This window comes from Lysobacter sp. A289 (assembly GCF_054072675.1).
Genome location: NZ_JBSVRN010000001.1, coordinates 1,660,771 through 1,675,425, shown reverse-complemented (window position 1 = coordinate 1,675,425; position 14,655 = coordinate 1,660,771). Strand labels below are relative to the sequence as shown.

Here is a 14,655-nt window from a genome sequence, read left to right as displayed (position 1 = left end):
ATTTTTCGTCCCTCCCCATGGCTACCCGCAGCAAAAGCAGCCAGCGCTGGCTCAAGGAACACCATTCCGACCCCTTCGTGAAGAAGGCGCGTGCGGAAGGGTTGCGTTCACGCGCGGCCTACAAGCTGGAGGAGCTGGTCGAGCGTGACCGGCTGCTCAAGCCGGGCATGACCGTGGTCGACCTGGGCGCGGCGCCCGGCAGTTGGTCGCAATGGGTGCGAAAGGCACTGGGCGACAGCGGCCGGGTCATCGCACTGGACATCCTGGAGATGCCGTCGCTGGCAGGGGTGGAGTTCCTTCATGGGGATTTCAGGGAGGATGAGGTCTTATCCCAGCTGGTTGATTGCCTTGATGGAAAGCCGGTGGACCTTGTGCTGTCGGATATGGCCCCCAATAAGAGTGGTGTGGATGCGGTGGATATGCCGCGGGCGTTGTATCTGGCCGAACTGGCGATGGATTTCGCCGACCAGCACTTGCGCGTCGATGGTGCGTTCCTGATCAAGTTGTTCCAGGGCGTGGGTTTCGATGACTATGTGCGCGAGTTGCGACGGCGTTATGCCAAGGTCGCGATCCGCAAGCCGGAGGCGTCGCGCAAGCGTTCTCCGGAGGTGTACGCGCTGGCCCAGGGCAAGCGCGCGGAAATGAAATAACGTGGTCTGCTGTACTCGATACCCGGGGTTCCGGGCCTCTCGCACAAAAAACGTGAACCTTATTAAATGAACGACTTGGCCAAGAATCTGCTGCTCTGGGTGATCGTCGCCGTGGTGCTCATGGTGGTGTTCCAGACCTTCGGTCCGCGTACCAGCGCTCCCGCCGTGCCACTGGCCTACGATCAATTCGTCGAGCAGGTGCAGGCCGACAAGATCGAGAAGGTCAAGATCGCCGAGGATCGCACCACCATCACCGGCGAGCGCAAGGACGGCACGCCGTTCACGACCTTCAGCCCGGGTGACAAGGACCTGGTCAACGACCTGCTGCAGCACGGCGTGGTGATCGAGCAGGTGCCGCCTGGTGGCCCGTCGTTCTGGTCGATCCTGCTCAACTTCCTGCCCATCATCCTGATCATCGCGTTCTGGATTTTCGTGATGAAACAGATGCAGCAAGGCGGCGGCAAGGGTGCGATGAGCTTTGGCAAGTCGCGCGCCAAGTTGCAGGGCGAGGATCAGATCAAGGTGACCCTGGCCGATGTAGCCGGTTGCGACGAGGCGAAGGAAGAGGTCGGTGAACTGGTCGAGTTCCTGCGCGATCCGAGCCGGTTCCAGAAGCTGGGCGGCAAGATTCCGCGCGGCGTGCTGATGGTCGGCCCGCCCGGTACCGGCAAGACCTTGCTGGCGCGCGCGATCGCCGGCGAGGCCAAGGTGCCGTTCTTCGCGATCTCCGGTTCGGATTTCGTCGAGATGTTCGTCGGCGTCGGCGCCAGCCGCGTGCGCGACATGTTCGAGCAGGCCAAGAAGAGCGCGCCGTGCATCATCTTCATTGATGAGATCGACGCGGTCGGCCGTCATCGTGGTGCCGGTTTGGGCGGTGGTCACGACGAGCGCGAGCAGACCCTCAACCAGCTGCTGGTGGAGATGGACGGCTTCGAGGGTGGCGAGGGCGTGATCGTGATCGCCGCCACCAACCGTCCCGACGTGCTCGACCCCGCGTTGCTACGCCCGGGCCGTTTCGACCGCCAGGTCGTGGTCGGCCTGCCGGACGTGCGCGGCCGCGAGCAGATCCTGCGCGTGCACATGCGCAAGGTTCCCTTGGCCGATGACGTCGAGCCGATGACCATTGCCCGCGGAACCCCGGGCTTCAGCGGTGCGGACCTGGCCAACCTGGTCAACGAGGCCGCGCTGTTTGCGGCGCGCAGCAATGCCAATGAAGTCCGCATGGATCACTTCGACAAGGCGCGCGACAAGATCATGATGGGCGCGGAGCGGCGCTCGATGGCGATGAGCGAGGACGAGAAGAAGCTCACCGCGTATCACGAGGCCGGTCACGCCATCGTCGGCCGCGTGGTGCCGGAGCATGACCCGGTCTACAAGGTCACCATCATTCCCCGTGGCCGCGCGCTGGGCGTGACCATGTACCTGCCCGAAGGCGACAAGTACAGCTTCAACCGCACCGCAATCGAGTCGCAACTGGCGTCGCTGTATGGCGGACGGGTTGCCGAGGAGCTCATCTTTGGGGCTGACAAGGTCACCACTGGTGCTTCCAATGACATCGAGCGCGCAACCAAGATGGCCCGCAACATGGTCACCAAATGGGGCCTGAGCGACGAGATGGGGCCGATCTCCTACGGTGAGGAAGATGACGAGGTGTTCCTGGGCCGTTCGGTCACCCAGCACAAGAGTGTCTCCGACGACACCGCGCGCAGGATCGACGAGGTCGTCCGCGGCATCCTCGACAAGGCATTCCAGCGCACCACCGAGATCCTGACCAAGCACCTGCCCGAGCTGCACGTGATGGCCGATACGCTGTTGCAGTACGAGACCATCGACGCCCACCAGATCGACGACATCATGGCCGGGCGCACGCCGGGACCGCCGGCCGACTGGGAGAAGGACGCGGACAACGTGACCAAGGTGCCGCCTCCAAAGGATGACGCCAATACTCCCGGGCCGATCGGCGGGACCGCCGAGCAGACCTGAGCGGGTGTTGCCCCATGACACTTGCTGCGTGACACCTGAAAGGCCAGAGTTCGCTCTGGCCTTTTTTTATTGAGCAGCCGATGTTTGATACCGCTCCGACACTGGATTGCAACGGCCGATTGTTGCGCCTCGACCAGCCGCGCGTGATGGGCATCGTCAACGTCACCCCGGATTCGTTCTCCGACGGTGGACAGCACGACACCTTGGAGGCGGCGGTTGCACACGGCCTGCGGTTGGCCAGCGAGGGCGCGGACATCCTCGACATCGGCGGCGAGTCGACCCGCCCGGGTGCCGATGATGTTGCCGTCGAGGAAGAATTGCGCCGGGTGGTTCCGGTGGTCGAACGGCTGGCTCGCGAGACCACGCTGCCGATCAGCGTCGACACGTCCAAGCCCGAGGTCATGCGCGCGGCGGTGGAGGTCGGCGCCGGCTTGATCAATGATGTCTACGCGCTCCGCCAAGACGGCGCGCTCGCCACCGCCGCGGAACTCGGCGTGCCGGTGGTATTGATGCACATGCGCGGCGAGCCGCGAAGCATGCAGGAGGCCCCGCTTTACGACGACGTGGTTGCCGAGGTCCATCGTTTCCTGGCGGAACGCATTTTTTCCGCCGAAATGGCCGGGATTGCCAAAGCCCGGATCGTCATCGACCCCGGCTTTGGTTTCGGCAAGACTCTGGCCCACAACCTCGAGTTGCTGGCGCGGCTGGAACAGCTCGTGGAGCTGGGCGTGCCGGTGCTCGCGGGCCTGTCGCGCAAACGAGCCATTGCCGAATTGACCGGCCGGGAGCCAATGGAAGAACGGGTGAGCGGCTCGGTCGCTGCGCACCTGATCGCCGCGCAACGCGGTGCCCGGCTGGTGCGGGTGCACGATGTGGCCGCGACGGTGGATGCACTCAAGGTATGGAATGCAGTGGCGGCACTAGCCAAAAAATGACCAGGTTGATCGCAACCCTTGCGGAGTAAGCGGCTCCGATGGTTATCCACAAGTTGATCAGACGGCTTGTCCACAGCCCCTGTGCATAACCCGGGGGCTGAACCATCCAGGAAGGTACGTTAGGCTGGCCCCATTCGCGCCGCCACCGCGGCCGCTTTTTTTCTGACCAGTGTTGCCAATGACAGCCAGTGCACCGCTACTCATGCATGTTTTCCATCTAGCTTGTGGTCGTGATCCTGATCGGCATCATCGTGGTCAGCAAACTCGACCGCGAGCCGCCGCAGGAGATCCAGGTGTTGCACCAGCAGGTGCGAGCCTCGCTGCGTGAAACCGGATATTGATGCGGGGCCAGTCCCGCGTCCCATGACGAGCGTCGGCGGAGTGGCATGAACGATCCCCGCCCGCTGGCGATCGCACTGATGGGGCCGACCGCGTCGGGCAAGACAGCGCTCGCGCTGGACTGGGCCCAGCGCTTGGGTGGCGAGATTGTCAGCGTTGATTCGGCGCTGATCTACCGCGGTCTGGATATCGGCGCTGCCAAACCCGGCGTCGATGAAATGGCGGCCGTGCCGCACCATCTGATCGACCTGCGCGAGCCCTGGCAGCCGTACTCGGCTGCCGAGTTCGCCGTTGCCGGCCGCGCCGCGCTGGACGACATCGCCGCCCGTGGCAAGTTGCCGATCCTCGCCGGCGGCACCGGCTTGTATTTCCACGCCTTGTTGAAAGGGCTGTCGGCCATGCCGAGCGCCGATGCACCGACGCGCGCCCTGCTGGCGGCCGAGGCTGCCGAAGTGGGCTGGACCGCGATGCACGACCAGTTGGCGCGCATTGATCCACTGGCGGCGCAGCGCATCCACGCGACCGATGCGCAACGGATTCAGCGGGCGCTGGAGGTATACCGGCTGTCAGGACGGACCATCAGCGACTGGCAACGCGAACTGCCGCCGCCGCGCCTGCCATTCAGGGTGCTCAAGCTGGTGCTGGCCCCGCAGAACCGGGCCGTCCTGCATCAACGCATCGAGCGTCGTTTCGACCTGATGCTGGATGCCGGCTTCCTGGGGGAAGTCCAGCGCCTGCGCGCGATGCCCGAGTTGCAGGCGCATCCCGCTCCGCTGGAGTTGCCAGCATTGCGAGCGGTCGGTTACCGCCAGGCCTGGGAACATCTGGATGGCGCTTTCGATGCCGCCGGGTTCCGCGATCGCGCGATATACGCCACCCGTCAACTGGCCAAGCGTCAGCTGACCTGGCTGCGTGGCCAGCTGGATGCACGCTGGTTCGACCCGGCCACCCAGGTGGACGCGCTGGATACGGCACTGCGAATGTTCATCCGCCAACGCCACTGAGCCAGCCTGCGGCTACATGCGTTACCATCGCCCCATCGCTGCTGTGGGGTCGGTATTTGGCGATGGGACGGCTCCGCCAAACGGAGCGGCCAACCATAACTAGAAAGACAAGTTGGGGAAAATTTGATGTCCAAGGGACAATCTTTGCAGGATCCTTTCCTGAATGCGCTGCGTCGCGAACGCGTGCCGGTTTCGGTCTACCTGGTCAACGGCATCAAGCTGCAGGGCACGATCGAGTCGTTCGACCAGTTCGTGGTGCTGTTGCGCAATACCGTCAGCCAGATGGTCTACAAACACGCGATTTCCACCGTGGTGCCGGCGCGCAACGTCCGGGTCGGCCCCAGTGGCGGTTATGTCCAGCCGGGCGAAGGCGACGGTGAGCGCGCGCAGGACGCCGCCGTCGACTGACCTTGTGTTTGCCCGCCACGCACCCATCTGGTGGGCATGACCAGTCGATTCGCGGAGTCCGCAACCTTTGTTTGAACGCTCCCGCAAGGGTGAGAACGCCCTGTTGATCCAGCCCCACGCCGGTGGACCGCCCGACGAGGGCCAGTTGGAAGAGTTTGCCGAGCTCGCCCGTTCGGCCGGGGCCAACGTGGTGGCCACCCTGACCGCGCGCATTGATCGGCCCAATGCCGCGATCTTGATCGGCAGCGGCAAGCTGGAAGAAGTGCAGGCCGCCGCAGCGGCCAGCGGCGCTGACCTGGTGTTGGTCAACCACCCACTCAGCCCGGTCCAGGAGCGCAACCTGGAGCGTGCGTTGCAGTGCCGGGTGGTGGACCGCACCGGCCTGATCCTGGACATCTTCGCCCAGCGCGCCAGCAGCCACGATGGCAAGTTGCAGGTCGAGCTGGCCCAGCTCAAGCACATGTCGACCCGCCTGATCCGCGGCTGGACCCACCTGGAGCGCCAGCGCGGCGGCTCCATCGGGCTCCGTGGGCCAGGTGAGACCCAGTTGGAGACCGATCGCCGGTTGCTGCAAAAACGCCTGGAACAACTGCAAAAGCGCCTGCAGAAAGTCGAGGTGCAGCGCAACCAGATGCGTCGTGGCCGCGTCCGCAGCGAGTTGCCGCGGGTCGCCCTGGTCGGCTACACCAACGCCGGCAAGTCGACGCTGTTCAATGGATTGACCGGTGCCGGTGCCTACGCCGCCGACCAGCTGTTCGCCACCCTGGATCCGACCGTGCGCCGGATGGAATTGTCCGGCAGCGCCGTGGTGCTGGCCGATACCGTCGGTTTCGTCCGTGACTTGCCCCATGAGCTGGTCGCCGCGTTCCGCTCCACCTTGTCGGAGGCGCGCGAAGCAGACCTGCTGTTGCATGTCATCGATGCCGATGACCCGCTGCGGGACGAGCGGATCGCCCAGGTCAACGAGGTGCTGGCCGAGATTGGTGCCGGCGACCTCCCGCAGATCCTGGTATTCAACAAGATCGACCGGCTTGAACAGGTACGACCGCGGGTCGATCGGCCGGGTGAAGGCCACTCGCGGGTTTGGGTCTCGGCGCGCGATGGCGTTGGCCTGGATCTGTTGCCGGAAGTGATTGGCGAGGCGCTGCAGCTTCGCCACGTGACCGGCACAGTGGAACTGTCCTCAAGCGCAGGACGGCTGCGCGCCCGCCTGCACGAGCTGGGGGCAGTACGCGAGGAGCATGCCGCCGAGCACGGTTGGTCACTGCGGCTGGAAATCACCGAAGAAGACGTGCAACGGCTGTATACGCAGCCGCACGGCGATGCCCTGCAGCCACTGCTGGAGTCGCTGGAGCTCCCATCCGATACCGTTTGATCGCACGCTTGCTTGAGGCAAGCGCCGCCCCCACCTAGAATCATCGGTCGCCTGCCGGACAATGCAGGACGGCGTCTATCGACATTAGGAGCAGGCATGGCCTGGAACACCCCTGGCAGTGACAATTCCGGCAGCGGCCGGCCCCCCCGACAGCGCCGACCCGGCGGCAACGGTCTGGACGAGATCGTCGATCGCTTGCGCGGCCTGTTCGAAGGCGGCGGCAATGGCGGTAGCAACGGCATCGGGCGCTGGATCCTGCTGGTTTTCGTGCTGTGGCTGGTATTCAACAGCTTCGTGCTGGTGAACGAGCAGCAGCGTGGCACCGTGCTGCGGTTTGGCCACTACTCGCGCGTCCTGCAACCGGGGCCGCATTTCAAGTTGCCATGGCCGGTGGAGACGGTGATCAAGATCAACGCTACCGAGATCAAGACCTTCGGCACCAACGTGCCGGTGCTGACGAGTGACGAGAACATCGTCCAGGTCGAGATCAACGTCCAGTACCGGGTCAGCGATCCGTACAAGTACCTGTTCGGAACCCGTAACGCCGACGCCATGCTGAAGCAGGCATCACTCAGCACCGTCCGTGAGCAGGTGGGACGTTCCACGCTGGACACCGTGCTGGGCGCCCGCAACGCGCTGGCGGTGTCGGCAAGGGAGCAGTTGCAGGCCTCACTGGATGCCTACCGCACCGGGCTGGTCGTGACCGAACTGAGTCTTCCCAACGCGCGTCCGCCTGATGAGGTCAAGCCTGCGTTCGATGACGTCAACAGCGCCCAACAAGATAAGGACCGGCTGATCAGCGAGGCTGAGGCCTACGCTGCCCAGGTGGTTCCGGAGGCGCGCGGCCAGGCGGCACGCGTACGAACGGTTGCGGAGGGTTACAAGGCCGCGTCGGTCGCACGGGCAGAGGGTGACGCCGATCGCTTCTCGTTGCTGGTCGACGCCTACCATGATGCGCCGGAGGTCACCCGCAAGCGCTTGTGGCTGGAAACCGTGCAGGACGTCCTGTCGGGCAACCGCAAGGTCGTTGGCGGCGACTCACGCCAGCTGATCTACGTACCGATGGCCGAGGGCGCGGGTGGCGGCAACTCCACTTCCACCGGCACCTCGTCGGCGCCGCTGCTGACCCCCCAGTTGCTGGAATCCGGGGCGCTATCTGATCCGGCATCCAAGTCCGGCGGAGCCAATCGTAGCGATCGCAGCTCCAGACCCACTGGCCGCCCGGAGGTGAGCCGATGAAACATTCCGTATGGATTGCGATTGGCGTCGCCGCGCTGCTGCTGTTCATGGGCTCGACCTATGTCGTCCGTGAAGGCCAGATCGCCATGGTGCTCAACCTCGGACGTGTTGATCGCACCGGCCTGGAGCCGGGCCTGCACTTCAAATGGCCGCTGGTGGAAAACGCGATGGTGTTCGACCGCCGCCTGATGGTGCTTGACGCGGAGCCCGAGCGTTACCTGACCTCGGAGCGCAAGGACGTCAGCGTCGACTTCTTCACCGTCGGCATGATTGAGGATGTGCGCGCGTTCTATCGCGCCACCGGCGGCGACGAAAGTCTTGCCATCGACCGTCTTGCGCCGATCATCAAGGACTCGTTGCGTAACGAGATCAACGCCAGGACCCTGAAGGAAATCGTGTCTGGCGATCGTTCCGAGATCATCGAGCGGCAACTGGACGGGATCAATCAAGGTGCCGCCACGGTCGGGGTACGGATCATCGACCTGCGCATCAAGCAGATCGACCTGCCGACCGACAGCCAGGTGATCCAGGACGTTTATCGCCGCATGAGTGCGCAACGCCACCAGGTGGCCAGCCGCCTGCGTGCGGAAGGCGCCGAGCAGGCCCAGACCGTGCGGGCGCAAGCGGACCGGGAGCGGACGGTGATCATTGCCGAGGCGGAACGCGATGCACAGCGCCTGCGTGGACAAGGTGATGCCGAAGCGGCGACGACCTATGCCGAGGCGGCCAACAAGGACCCGGCGTTCTATGCGTTCCAGCGCAGTCTGGAAGCGTATCGCGACGCGTTCGACGATGGCCAGGGCGTGATCATGCTCGACAGCGAGGATGATTTCCTGCAGTACTTCGGTAACGACAGGTAAAGCCGGCCGGTCAGTTCACCCGGGACGGGTCACGGGGCTAGCCCTGTGACCCCGAAACCCGGATAATGCACAAAAGCCGGCTGGGGGCATTCCCCGTCCGGCTTTTTCTGTGTGTGGAAACCTTCCGCACAGTTGGCCGCGTCGGCCTCTCAATGCTTCAGGAGCATGCGTAATGGGTCAGTCAGTCGTCGTTCTCGGTGCCCAGTGGGGCGATGAAGGCAAGGGCAAGATCGTTGACCTGCTGACTACGCAGATCGGTGCGGTGGTGCGCTTCCAAGGCGGCCACAACGCCGGTCACACCCTGGTCATCAATGGCAAGAAGACCGTACTGCACCTGATCCCGTCGGGCATCCTGCGCGAAGGCGCGCTGTGCCTGATCGGCAACGGCGTGGTGCTGCATCCCGGCGCCCTGCAAAAAGAGATCGCCGAACTGGAGGCCGAAGGCGTCGAAGTGCGCTCGCGCCTCAAGATCAGCCCGGCGACGCCGCTGATCATGCCGTACCACATTGCCCTGGATCAGGCGCGTGAGAAGGCCGCCGGCGGCAAGGCCATCGGTACTACCGGTCGCGGCATCGGCCCGGCGTACGAGGACAAGGTCGCCCGCCGCGGCATCCGTGTCGCCGACCTGCATTACCCGGAGCAACTGGCCGAACTGCTGCGCAGCGCGCTGGATTACCACAACTTCGTGCTGACCAAGTACCTCGGTGTCGAGGCGGTGGACTTCCAGAAAACCCTCGATGAGGCGCTGGAATTCGGCGACTACGTCGAGCCGATGAAGTCCGACGTCGCCGGCATCCTGCACGATCTGCGCAAGCAGGGTGCACGGGTGCTGTACGAAGGCGCACAGGGTTCGCTGCTGGACATCGACCACGGCACCTACCCGTACGTGACCTCGTCCAACACCACCATTGGTGGCGCGCTGGCCGGTACCGGTGTCGGCGCCGATGCCATCGACTACGTGCTGGGCATTGCCAAGGCCTACGCGACCCGCGTCGGTAGCGGCCCGTTCCCGACAGAATTGCACGACGACGTTGGCCAGGGCCTGCGCGACCGCGGTCAGGAGTACGGCGCCACCACCGGTCGCCCGCGCCGCTGCGGCTGGATCGACATCGTCGCCCTCAAGCGTGCGGTCGCGATCAGCGGCATCAGCGGTCTGTGCATCACCAAGCTGGACATCCTGGACGGCATGCCGACCCTGAAGATGTGCATCGGCTACCAGTACCGCGGCAAGCAGACCGAGTACGCACCGCTCGATGCGCAGGGTTGGGACGAATGCGTGCCGGTCTACCTGGAGTTCCCGGGCTGGGAGGAGAGCACCCACGGCATCACCGAATGGGACAAGCTGCCGCCCGCCGCCCGCGCTTACCTGCGCGCGCTGGAAGAGCTCTCCGGCTGCCCACTGGCGATGGTTTCCACCGGCCCCGACCGTGACGCCAACATCGTGCTGCAAGACCCATGGGCGTAGACGCCGATGCACCGGTAGCCGTGCAACACTAGCAGCGCAACAGGGTCTTCACCGCCTGTTTCAGCTGTGCGACCACATACGGCTTCTGCAGCATTGGGCAGCCGTGGTAGTCGTCCGGCAGGCCGTCCTCGCCATAGCCGGAGGTGAACAGGAATGGGATGTCGCGCTCGCGCAGTGCCTGCGCCACCGGGAATACCTGCACTCCGGCCAGATTGATGTCGAGGATCGCACCGTCGATGGGCTCCGCCGTCGCCAGCGCGAGCGCGGTGGGCACCCGCGAGGCCTTGAGTACGCGATAACCGGCATCGACCAGGATGTCCTCGAGCATCATCGCCAGATGCATCTCGTCCTCGACGATCAGCAGACACCCGGGGGCGAGGACGGTGTTCACGATGGGCTCTCGATTTCCGCCAACGGCAACTCGATCCTGCAGGTCACGCCGGCCGGATCGAACTGCAGTGTCGCCTTGCCTTGCAGCTCGTATCCAAGCCCCTCGCTGATCAGGCGTGAACCAAAGCCCCGCCGGGTCGGTGGGGTGACCGGGGGCCCACCACTCTCGGTCCACAGCAGGTGCAGCCACGGCACCTGTTCGAACACGCGTGTCTCCCATCGCACCGCGACCCGCCCGTCGGGCACCGACAGCGCGCCGTACTTGGCCGCGTTGGTTGCCAACTCGTGCAGGGTCATGCTCAGTGCCAGAGCGGCCTTGGGGCTGAGCTTCAGCGCCGCGCCGCTCAACTGGACCCGGCTTTCGTTGTCATGCTGGTAGGGCGCCAGCTCGCTGAGCACGATTTCGCGCAGCCCCGCGCCGCTCCAGGCGTCGACGGCCAGCAGATTATGGGTGTTGGACAAAGCATGCAGGCGTGACAGGAACGTGGCGCGGAACTGGTCCAGATCCGTGGAGTTGGCCGCCGTCTGCTGCGCAATGGCCTGCACGCTGGCCAGGGTGTTCTTGACTCGATGGTTGAGCTCGCCCAGCAACAATTGCTGGTACTCGGCCGCGCGGTGACGTTCGCTGATGTCCTGCAGTATCGCCAGCACGCGGTCGGGCCTGCCGCCCGGATCGGTGAGCAGGGAGACACTGTTGTCGACCCAGACCTCCGATCCGTCGGGCCGCAGATAGCGTTTCTCGATCCGGAACGCTGGGCCGCCCTCCATCAGTGCGTGCAGCTGCCTCATGTAACCGGGCACGTCGTCGGGATGGGTAATGTCCTGTTTGCGCATCCCGGCGAGGGTTGCGGCACTGCGTTCCACGATGGTGCAGTAGGCCGGGTTGACTTGCAGGAACCGGCCGGTGGCGTCAATTTCGGCGATCCCGACCGTCGTCTGCTCGATCAGCTGCGCCAGGTGGCGCTGGCTGGCTTTCAACTCGGCATCGAAGCGTTGTCGCTCGCTGTTGTCGCGGGCGATCAACGACCCGGAGATGGCCGTGCCTTCCATGTCCAGCACCGGCGAACAAGTCACGGCGACCGGTACCCGACTGCCGTTCTGTCGCAGCCACTGCATTTCCACTTCGGTCGATCCGCGGTGCTTCGCGCATGCCTCCAGCAGTTGCCGGGTCTGCTCGGTGCTGTCGGGTGCCAGGAGCGAGAGCGATTGGCCAATCGCCTCGTTCGCCGTATGGCCCAGGATCCGCTCAGCACTGGCATTCCAACTGGTGATGGTGCCGTCCAGGCGATGGCCGATGATCATCTCCCGTGAGGAGTCGACAATTGCCGCCAACCGGGCGCGCTCGATCCGGTACTGCTGGCGTTCGCTGATGTCGACGAAGGTCAACACCACGCCGTCGATGACGTTGTCGACGGTGCGGTACGGGCGAATGCGCAACTGGAACAGCAGTCCGGAGTCGCTGGCCGGCAACTCGCGTTCGACCATGGCCAGGGTACGCAGCACCTGACCCGCGTCGTGCCGCAGGTCCGGGTAGTCGATCCGCGCGGCGATCTCGGTGATCGGCCGGCCGCGGTCGCTGTCGCGCAGGTGGTACACCGCGGTCATCGCCGGGGTGAAGTTGCTGACCCGCAACTGCGCGTCCAGGAACAGGGTCGCGATCTGGGTACTGTCGAGCAGGTTCTGCAGGTCGTTGTTGAGGTGGGCGAGGCTGTCGTTCTTGTCCTGGATTTCGGCGTTGACCGTCTGCAGCTCTTCGTTGATCGACTGCATCTCCTCCTTGGAGGTTTCCAGCTCTTCGTTGGACGATTGCAGCTCTTCGTTGACCGACTGGTACTCCTCGTTGGTCGACTTCATTTCCTCGCCGGTCATCGCCTGCTGCTCGATCGCGGCCTGCAACTCGGCGCGTGCGTTGGCCAGTTCGTCTTCCAGTCCCTGGACCACCGCGGTGCCGCGATCGTCGGAATGGTCGCTGTCGGTTTCGCCGGCCGGCACCGTTTCGATCTCGTCGAACGCCAGCACGCACAGCGGCACGCCGGCATCGCGGACGGGCAGCGGCACCGCGATCAGCCGCAGGCGTTGACGCTGGTCACCGATCGACACGCTCAAACCGCTCTGCAGTACCGGCTTGCCAGCGTCTACGGCCTGTTTTACCACGCTGCGCGCGGCCACCCGCAGGCCACGGTGCAATAACCCGAACAGGTTGAGGCTGGCCGCGCCCGCCGCCGGCTCCAGGTAGCGCCCGGTGTTGCCGGCGAAGCGCACGATGTCGTGCTGCTCGTCGATCACCACATAGGCTGGCGAGTACTTCTCCAGTGCGCGGCGTGCACCGAGGTCGATCCAGTCTTGGGCCCCGCTGCTGGCCCGCGTCTCGGCGCCGCGCTTCGGCGTCGTGTCGCTCGCCGGCTTACCGCGCTCGGGCAGCGCCGGTAAGCCGACCCCGCTGTTGGCACGGCGGGTGTAGAGGCGGTGACTCTTGCTGATCACGGTGAACAGCTTGGCGCTACGGCCAAGGCCCTCCGATGAGCCCAGCAGCAGGTAACCATCCGGCCGCAGCGCGTAATGGAAGGTCCGCAACAATTGTTCCTGCAGGTCGGAATTGAGGTAGATCAGCAGGTTGCGGCACGACACCAGATCCATGCGCGAGAACGGCGGATCCTTGATCGCGCTGTGCGGCGAGAACACGCACATCTCGCGGATCGACTTGGCCACGCACCAGTCGTCACCGTCGCGGGTGAACCAGCGCTCCTGACGCTGCTCGGAGACGCCAACCAGTGGTGACTTGTAGCGTCCCGCACGGGCAGCGCTGATCGCGCGGTCGTCGATGTCGGTGGCGAAAATCTGCACCTTCGGGTCGGCCTTGTCATGCAGATCCATGGCCTCCCTCAACGAGATGGCGATGGAATAAGCCTCCTCGCCGGTGGCGCAACCCGACACCCAGACCCGCACCACGTCGTCGGCGCCCTTGCTGGCCAGCAGCTTCGGGATCGCCGTGGTTTGCAACGTCTCGAAGGCCTTGGAGTCACGGAAGAACTCGGTGACTCCGATCAGCACCTCGCGGAACAATTGCTGGTGTTCCTCGGGGTGCCCGCGCAGATAATCAATATAAGCGGGCACCGTCTCGACCTGGACCACATGCATGCGGCGTTGGATGCGCCGGGTCAGGGTCTTCTCCTTGTATTGACTGAAGTCGTGCCCGACCTCGGCACGCAACAGGCGACAGATCGTGCGCAGGTGCGCGGCCAGGTCCTGGCGTTCACCGTCCGCGCCTTTGTGGCTGTCGGTGGCCCGCAGGTGCTGGAGGTGGGCGAGCAGCCGCGCCGGCATCTCCTCTACCGGCAGGATAGCGTCGACCAGGCCGGTGGCAGCGGCGCTGGCCGGCATGCCGGTCATCGCGACGTGGTCGAAGCCGGACTGGGCCAGAGTCAGTCCACCGCGTTCCTTGACTGCGCGCAGGCCACGGGCGCCATCACTGCCGGTGCCCGACAGCACGATGCACACCGCACAGTCGCCCTGATCCTGCGCCAGCGAAGTGAAAAACGTATTGATTGGCCAGCGGTGTTGCCGCGGTGGCGCTGGCTTGCTGACCGCCAGCGCGCCATCGGCGATCGTCAGGGTGGCGTCCGGTGGGATCACGTAGATGTGGTCGGCCTGCACCGGCTCGCCGTCGACGGCTTCCAGTACCGGCATCGCGGTGCCGCGACTGATCAGTTCGGTCAGCAAGCTGGTGTGCTGTGGCGCCAGGTGCTGGACCAGCACGAACCCCATACCGCTGTTGGCTGGCATCTGCGCGAAGAAGTTCTTGAAGGCCTCCAGCCCGCCGGCGGAAGCGCCTATGCCGACAATCAGCAGCGGCCCGGTGTCCGGTAACAACGCGGTCCCGGCGTCCGTCGCCCCAGCGTCCGGCCTTGCGGCCTGCTCGGGCGCGACAGCTACGCCGGCGGCGCCGGGGCCGGTGTCGCCCGAAGGCTTGGCGTTTTCTTGCGGCATACGGCGAGACATCGCACGGC

Annotated in this window: 10 protein-coding genes and 1 pseudogene; 9 read left to right on the top strand and 2 right to left on the bottom strand. The window is 64.9% G+C overall.

Annotated features, from left to right (window positions below; translation table 11 throughout):
* Window positions 1-17: 17 nt before the first annotated feature.
* From rlmE to ACW5DN_RS07630, 9 genes and pseudogenes are all read left to right on the top strand, one after another.
* Window positions 18-650: a 23S rRNA (uridine(2552)-2'-O)-methyltransferase RlmE gene (gene rlmE / locus ACW5DN_RS07670; protein ID WP_456962119.1), complete on the top strand. Its 633-nt coding sequence runs from the start codon at window positions 18-20 to the stop codon at window positions 648-650.
* A 123-nt stretch (window positions 651-773) separates the two neighbouring features.
* On the top strand, window positions 774-2,633 hold the full coding sequence (gene ftsH, locus ACW5DN_RS07665; RefSeq protein ID WP_456962992.1) for an ATP-dependent zinc metalloprotease FtsH: 1,860 nt from the start codon (window positions 774-776) through the stop codon (window positions 2,631-2,633).
* Between the two features lie 80 nt (window positions 2,634-2,713).
* Window positions 2,714-3,568 carry a dihydropteroate synthase gene (gene folP, locus ACW5DN_RS07660; protein ID WP_456962118.1) on the top strand — a complete coding sequence of 285 codons (855 nt, stop codon included), beginning with the start codon at window positions 2,714-2,716 and terminating at the stop codon, window positions 3,566-3,568.
* Window positions 3,569-3,954: 386 nt separating this feature from the next.
* Window positions 3,955-4,911, top strand: a complete 957-nt coding sequence (gene miaA / locus ACW5DN_RS07655; protein WP_456962117.1) for a tRNA (adenosine(37)-N6)-dimethylallyltransferase MiaA — start codon at window positions 3,955-3,957, stop codon at window positions 4,909-4,911.
* Window positions 4,912-5,037: 126 nt separating this feature from the next.
* Entirely contained in the window at window positions 5,038-5,319 is a 282-nt protein-coding gene (gene hfq, locus ACW5DN_RS07650; protein ID WP_456962116.1) for an RNA chaperone Hfq, read from the top strand.
* A 67-nt stretch (window positions 5,320-5,386) separates the two neighbouring features.
* Window positions 5,387-6,587: pseudogene (hflX, locus tag ACW5DN_RS07645) on the top strand (ribosome rescue GTPase HflX); the annotation flags it as partial.
* A gap of 203 nt (window positions 6,588-6,790) precedes the next feature.
* A complete protein-coding gene (gene hflK, locus ACW5DN_RS07640) occupies window positions 6,791-7,933 on the top strand; it encodes an FtsH protease activity modulator HflK (RefSeq protein ID WP_456962115.1) in 1,143 nt (380 codons plus the stop codon).
* Window positions 7,930-8,793 (top strand): protease modulator HflC, encoded by an 864-nt coding sequence (gene hflC, locus ACW5DN_RS07635; protein WP_456962114.1) that lies wholly within the window; start codon window positions 7,930-7,932, stop codon window positions 8,791-8,793. Before hflK ends, hflC begins: the two co-directional genes overlap by 4 nt.
* A gap of 172 nt (window positions 8,794-8,965) precedes the next feature.
* A complete protein-coding gene (locus tag ACW5DN_RS07630; protein ID WP_456962113.1) occupies window positions 8,966-10,258 on the top strand; it encodes an adenylosuccinate synthase in 1,293 nt (430 codons plus the stop codon).
* A gap of 28 nt (window positions 10,259-10,286) precedes the next feature.
* On the opposite strand, the gene ACW5DN_RS07625 is transcribed toward ACW5DN_RS07630, so the two are convergent.
* A complete protein-coding gene (locus ACW5DN_RS07625) occupies window positions 10,287-10,649 on the bottom strand; it encodes a response regulator (RefSeq protein WP_456962112.1) in 363 nt (120 codons plus the stop codon).
* On the bottom strand, window positions 10,646-14,635 hold the full coding sequence (locus ACW5DN_RS07620) for a chemotaxis protein CheB (RefSeq protein ID WP_456962111.1): 3,990 nt from the start codon (window positions 14,633-14,635) through the stop codon (window positions 10,646-10,648). Before ACW5DN_RS07620 ends, ACW5DN_RS07625 begins: the two co-directional genes overlap by 4 nt.
* Window positions 14,636-14,655: the final 20 nt, after the last annotated feature.

What these genes read in the sequence shown, in the direction of transcription:
- rlmE (WP_456962119.1), top strand. Translation starts at nt 18, where the DNA reads ATGGCTACCCGCAGCAAAAGCAGCCAGCGCTGGCTCAAGGAACACCAT.
- folP (WP_456962118.1), top strand. Translation starts at nt 2,714, where the DNA reads ATGTTTGATACCGCTCCGACACTGGATTGCAACGGCCGATTGTTGCGC.
- miaA (WP_456962117.1), top strand. Translation starts at nt 3,955, where the DNA reads ATGAACGATCCCCGCCCGCTGGCGATCGCACTGATGGGGCCGACCGCG.
- hfq (WP_456962116.1), top strand. Translation starts at nt 5,038, where the DNA reads ATGTCCAAGGGACAATCTTTGCAGGATCCTTTCCTGAATGCGCTGCGT.
- hflK (WP_456962115.1), top strand. Translation starts at nt 6,791, where the DNA reads ATGGCCTGGAACACCCCTGGCAGTGACAATTCCGGCAGCGGCCGGCCC.
- hflC (WP_456962114.1), top strand. Translation starts at nt 7,930, where the DNA reads ATGAAACATTCCGTATGGATTGCGATTGGCGTCGCCGCGCTGCTGCTG.
- ACW5DN_RS07630 (WP_456962113.1), top strand. Translation starts at nt 8,966, where the DNA reads ATGGGTCAGTCAGTCGTCGTTCTCGGTGCCCAGTGGGGCGATGAAGGC.
- ACW5DN_RS07620 (WP_456962111.1), bottom strand. Translation starts at nt 14,635, where the DNA reads ATGCCGCAAGAAAACGCCAAGCCTTCGGGCGACACCGGCCCCGGCGCC.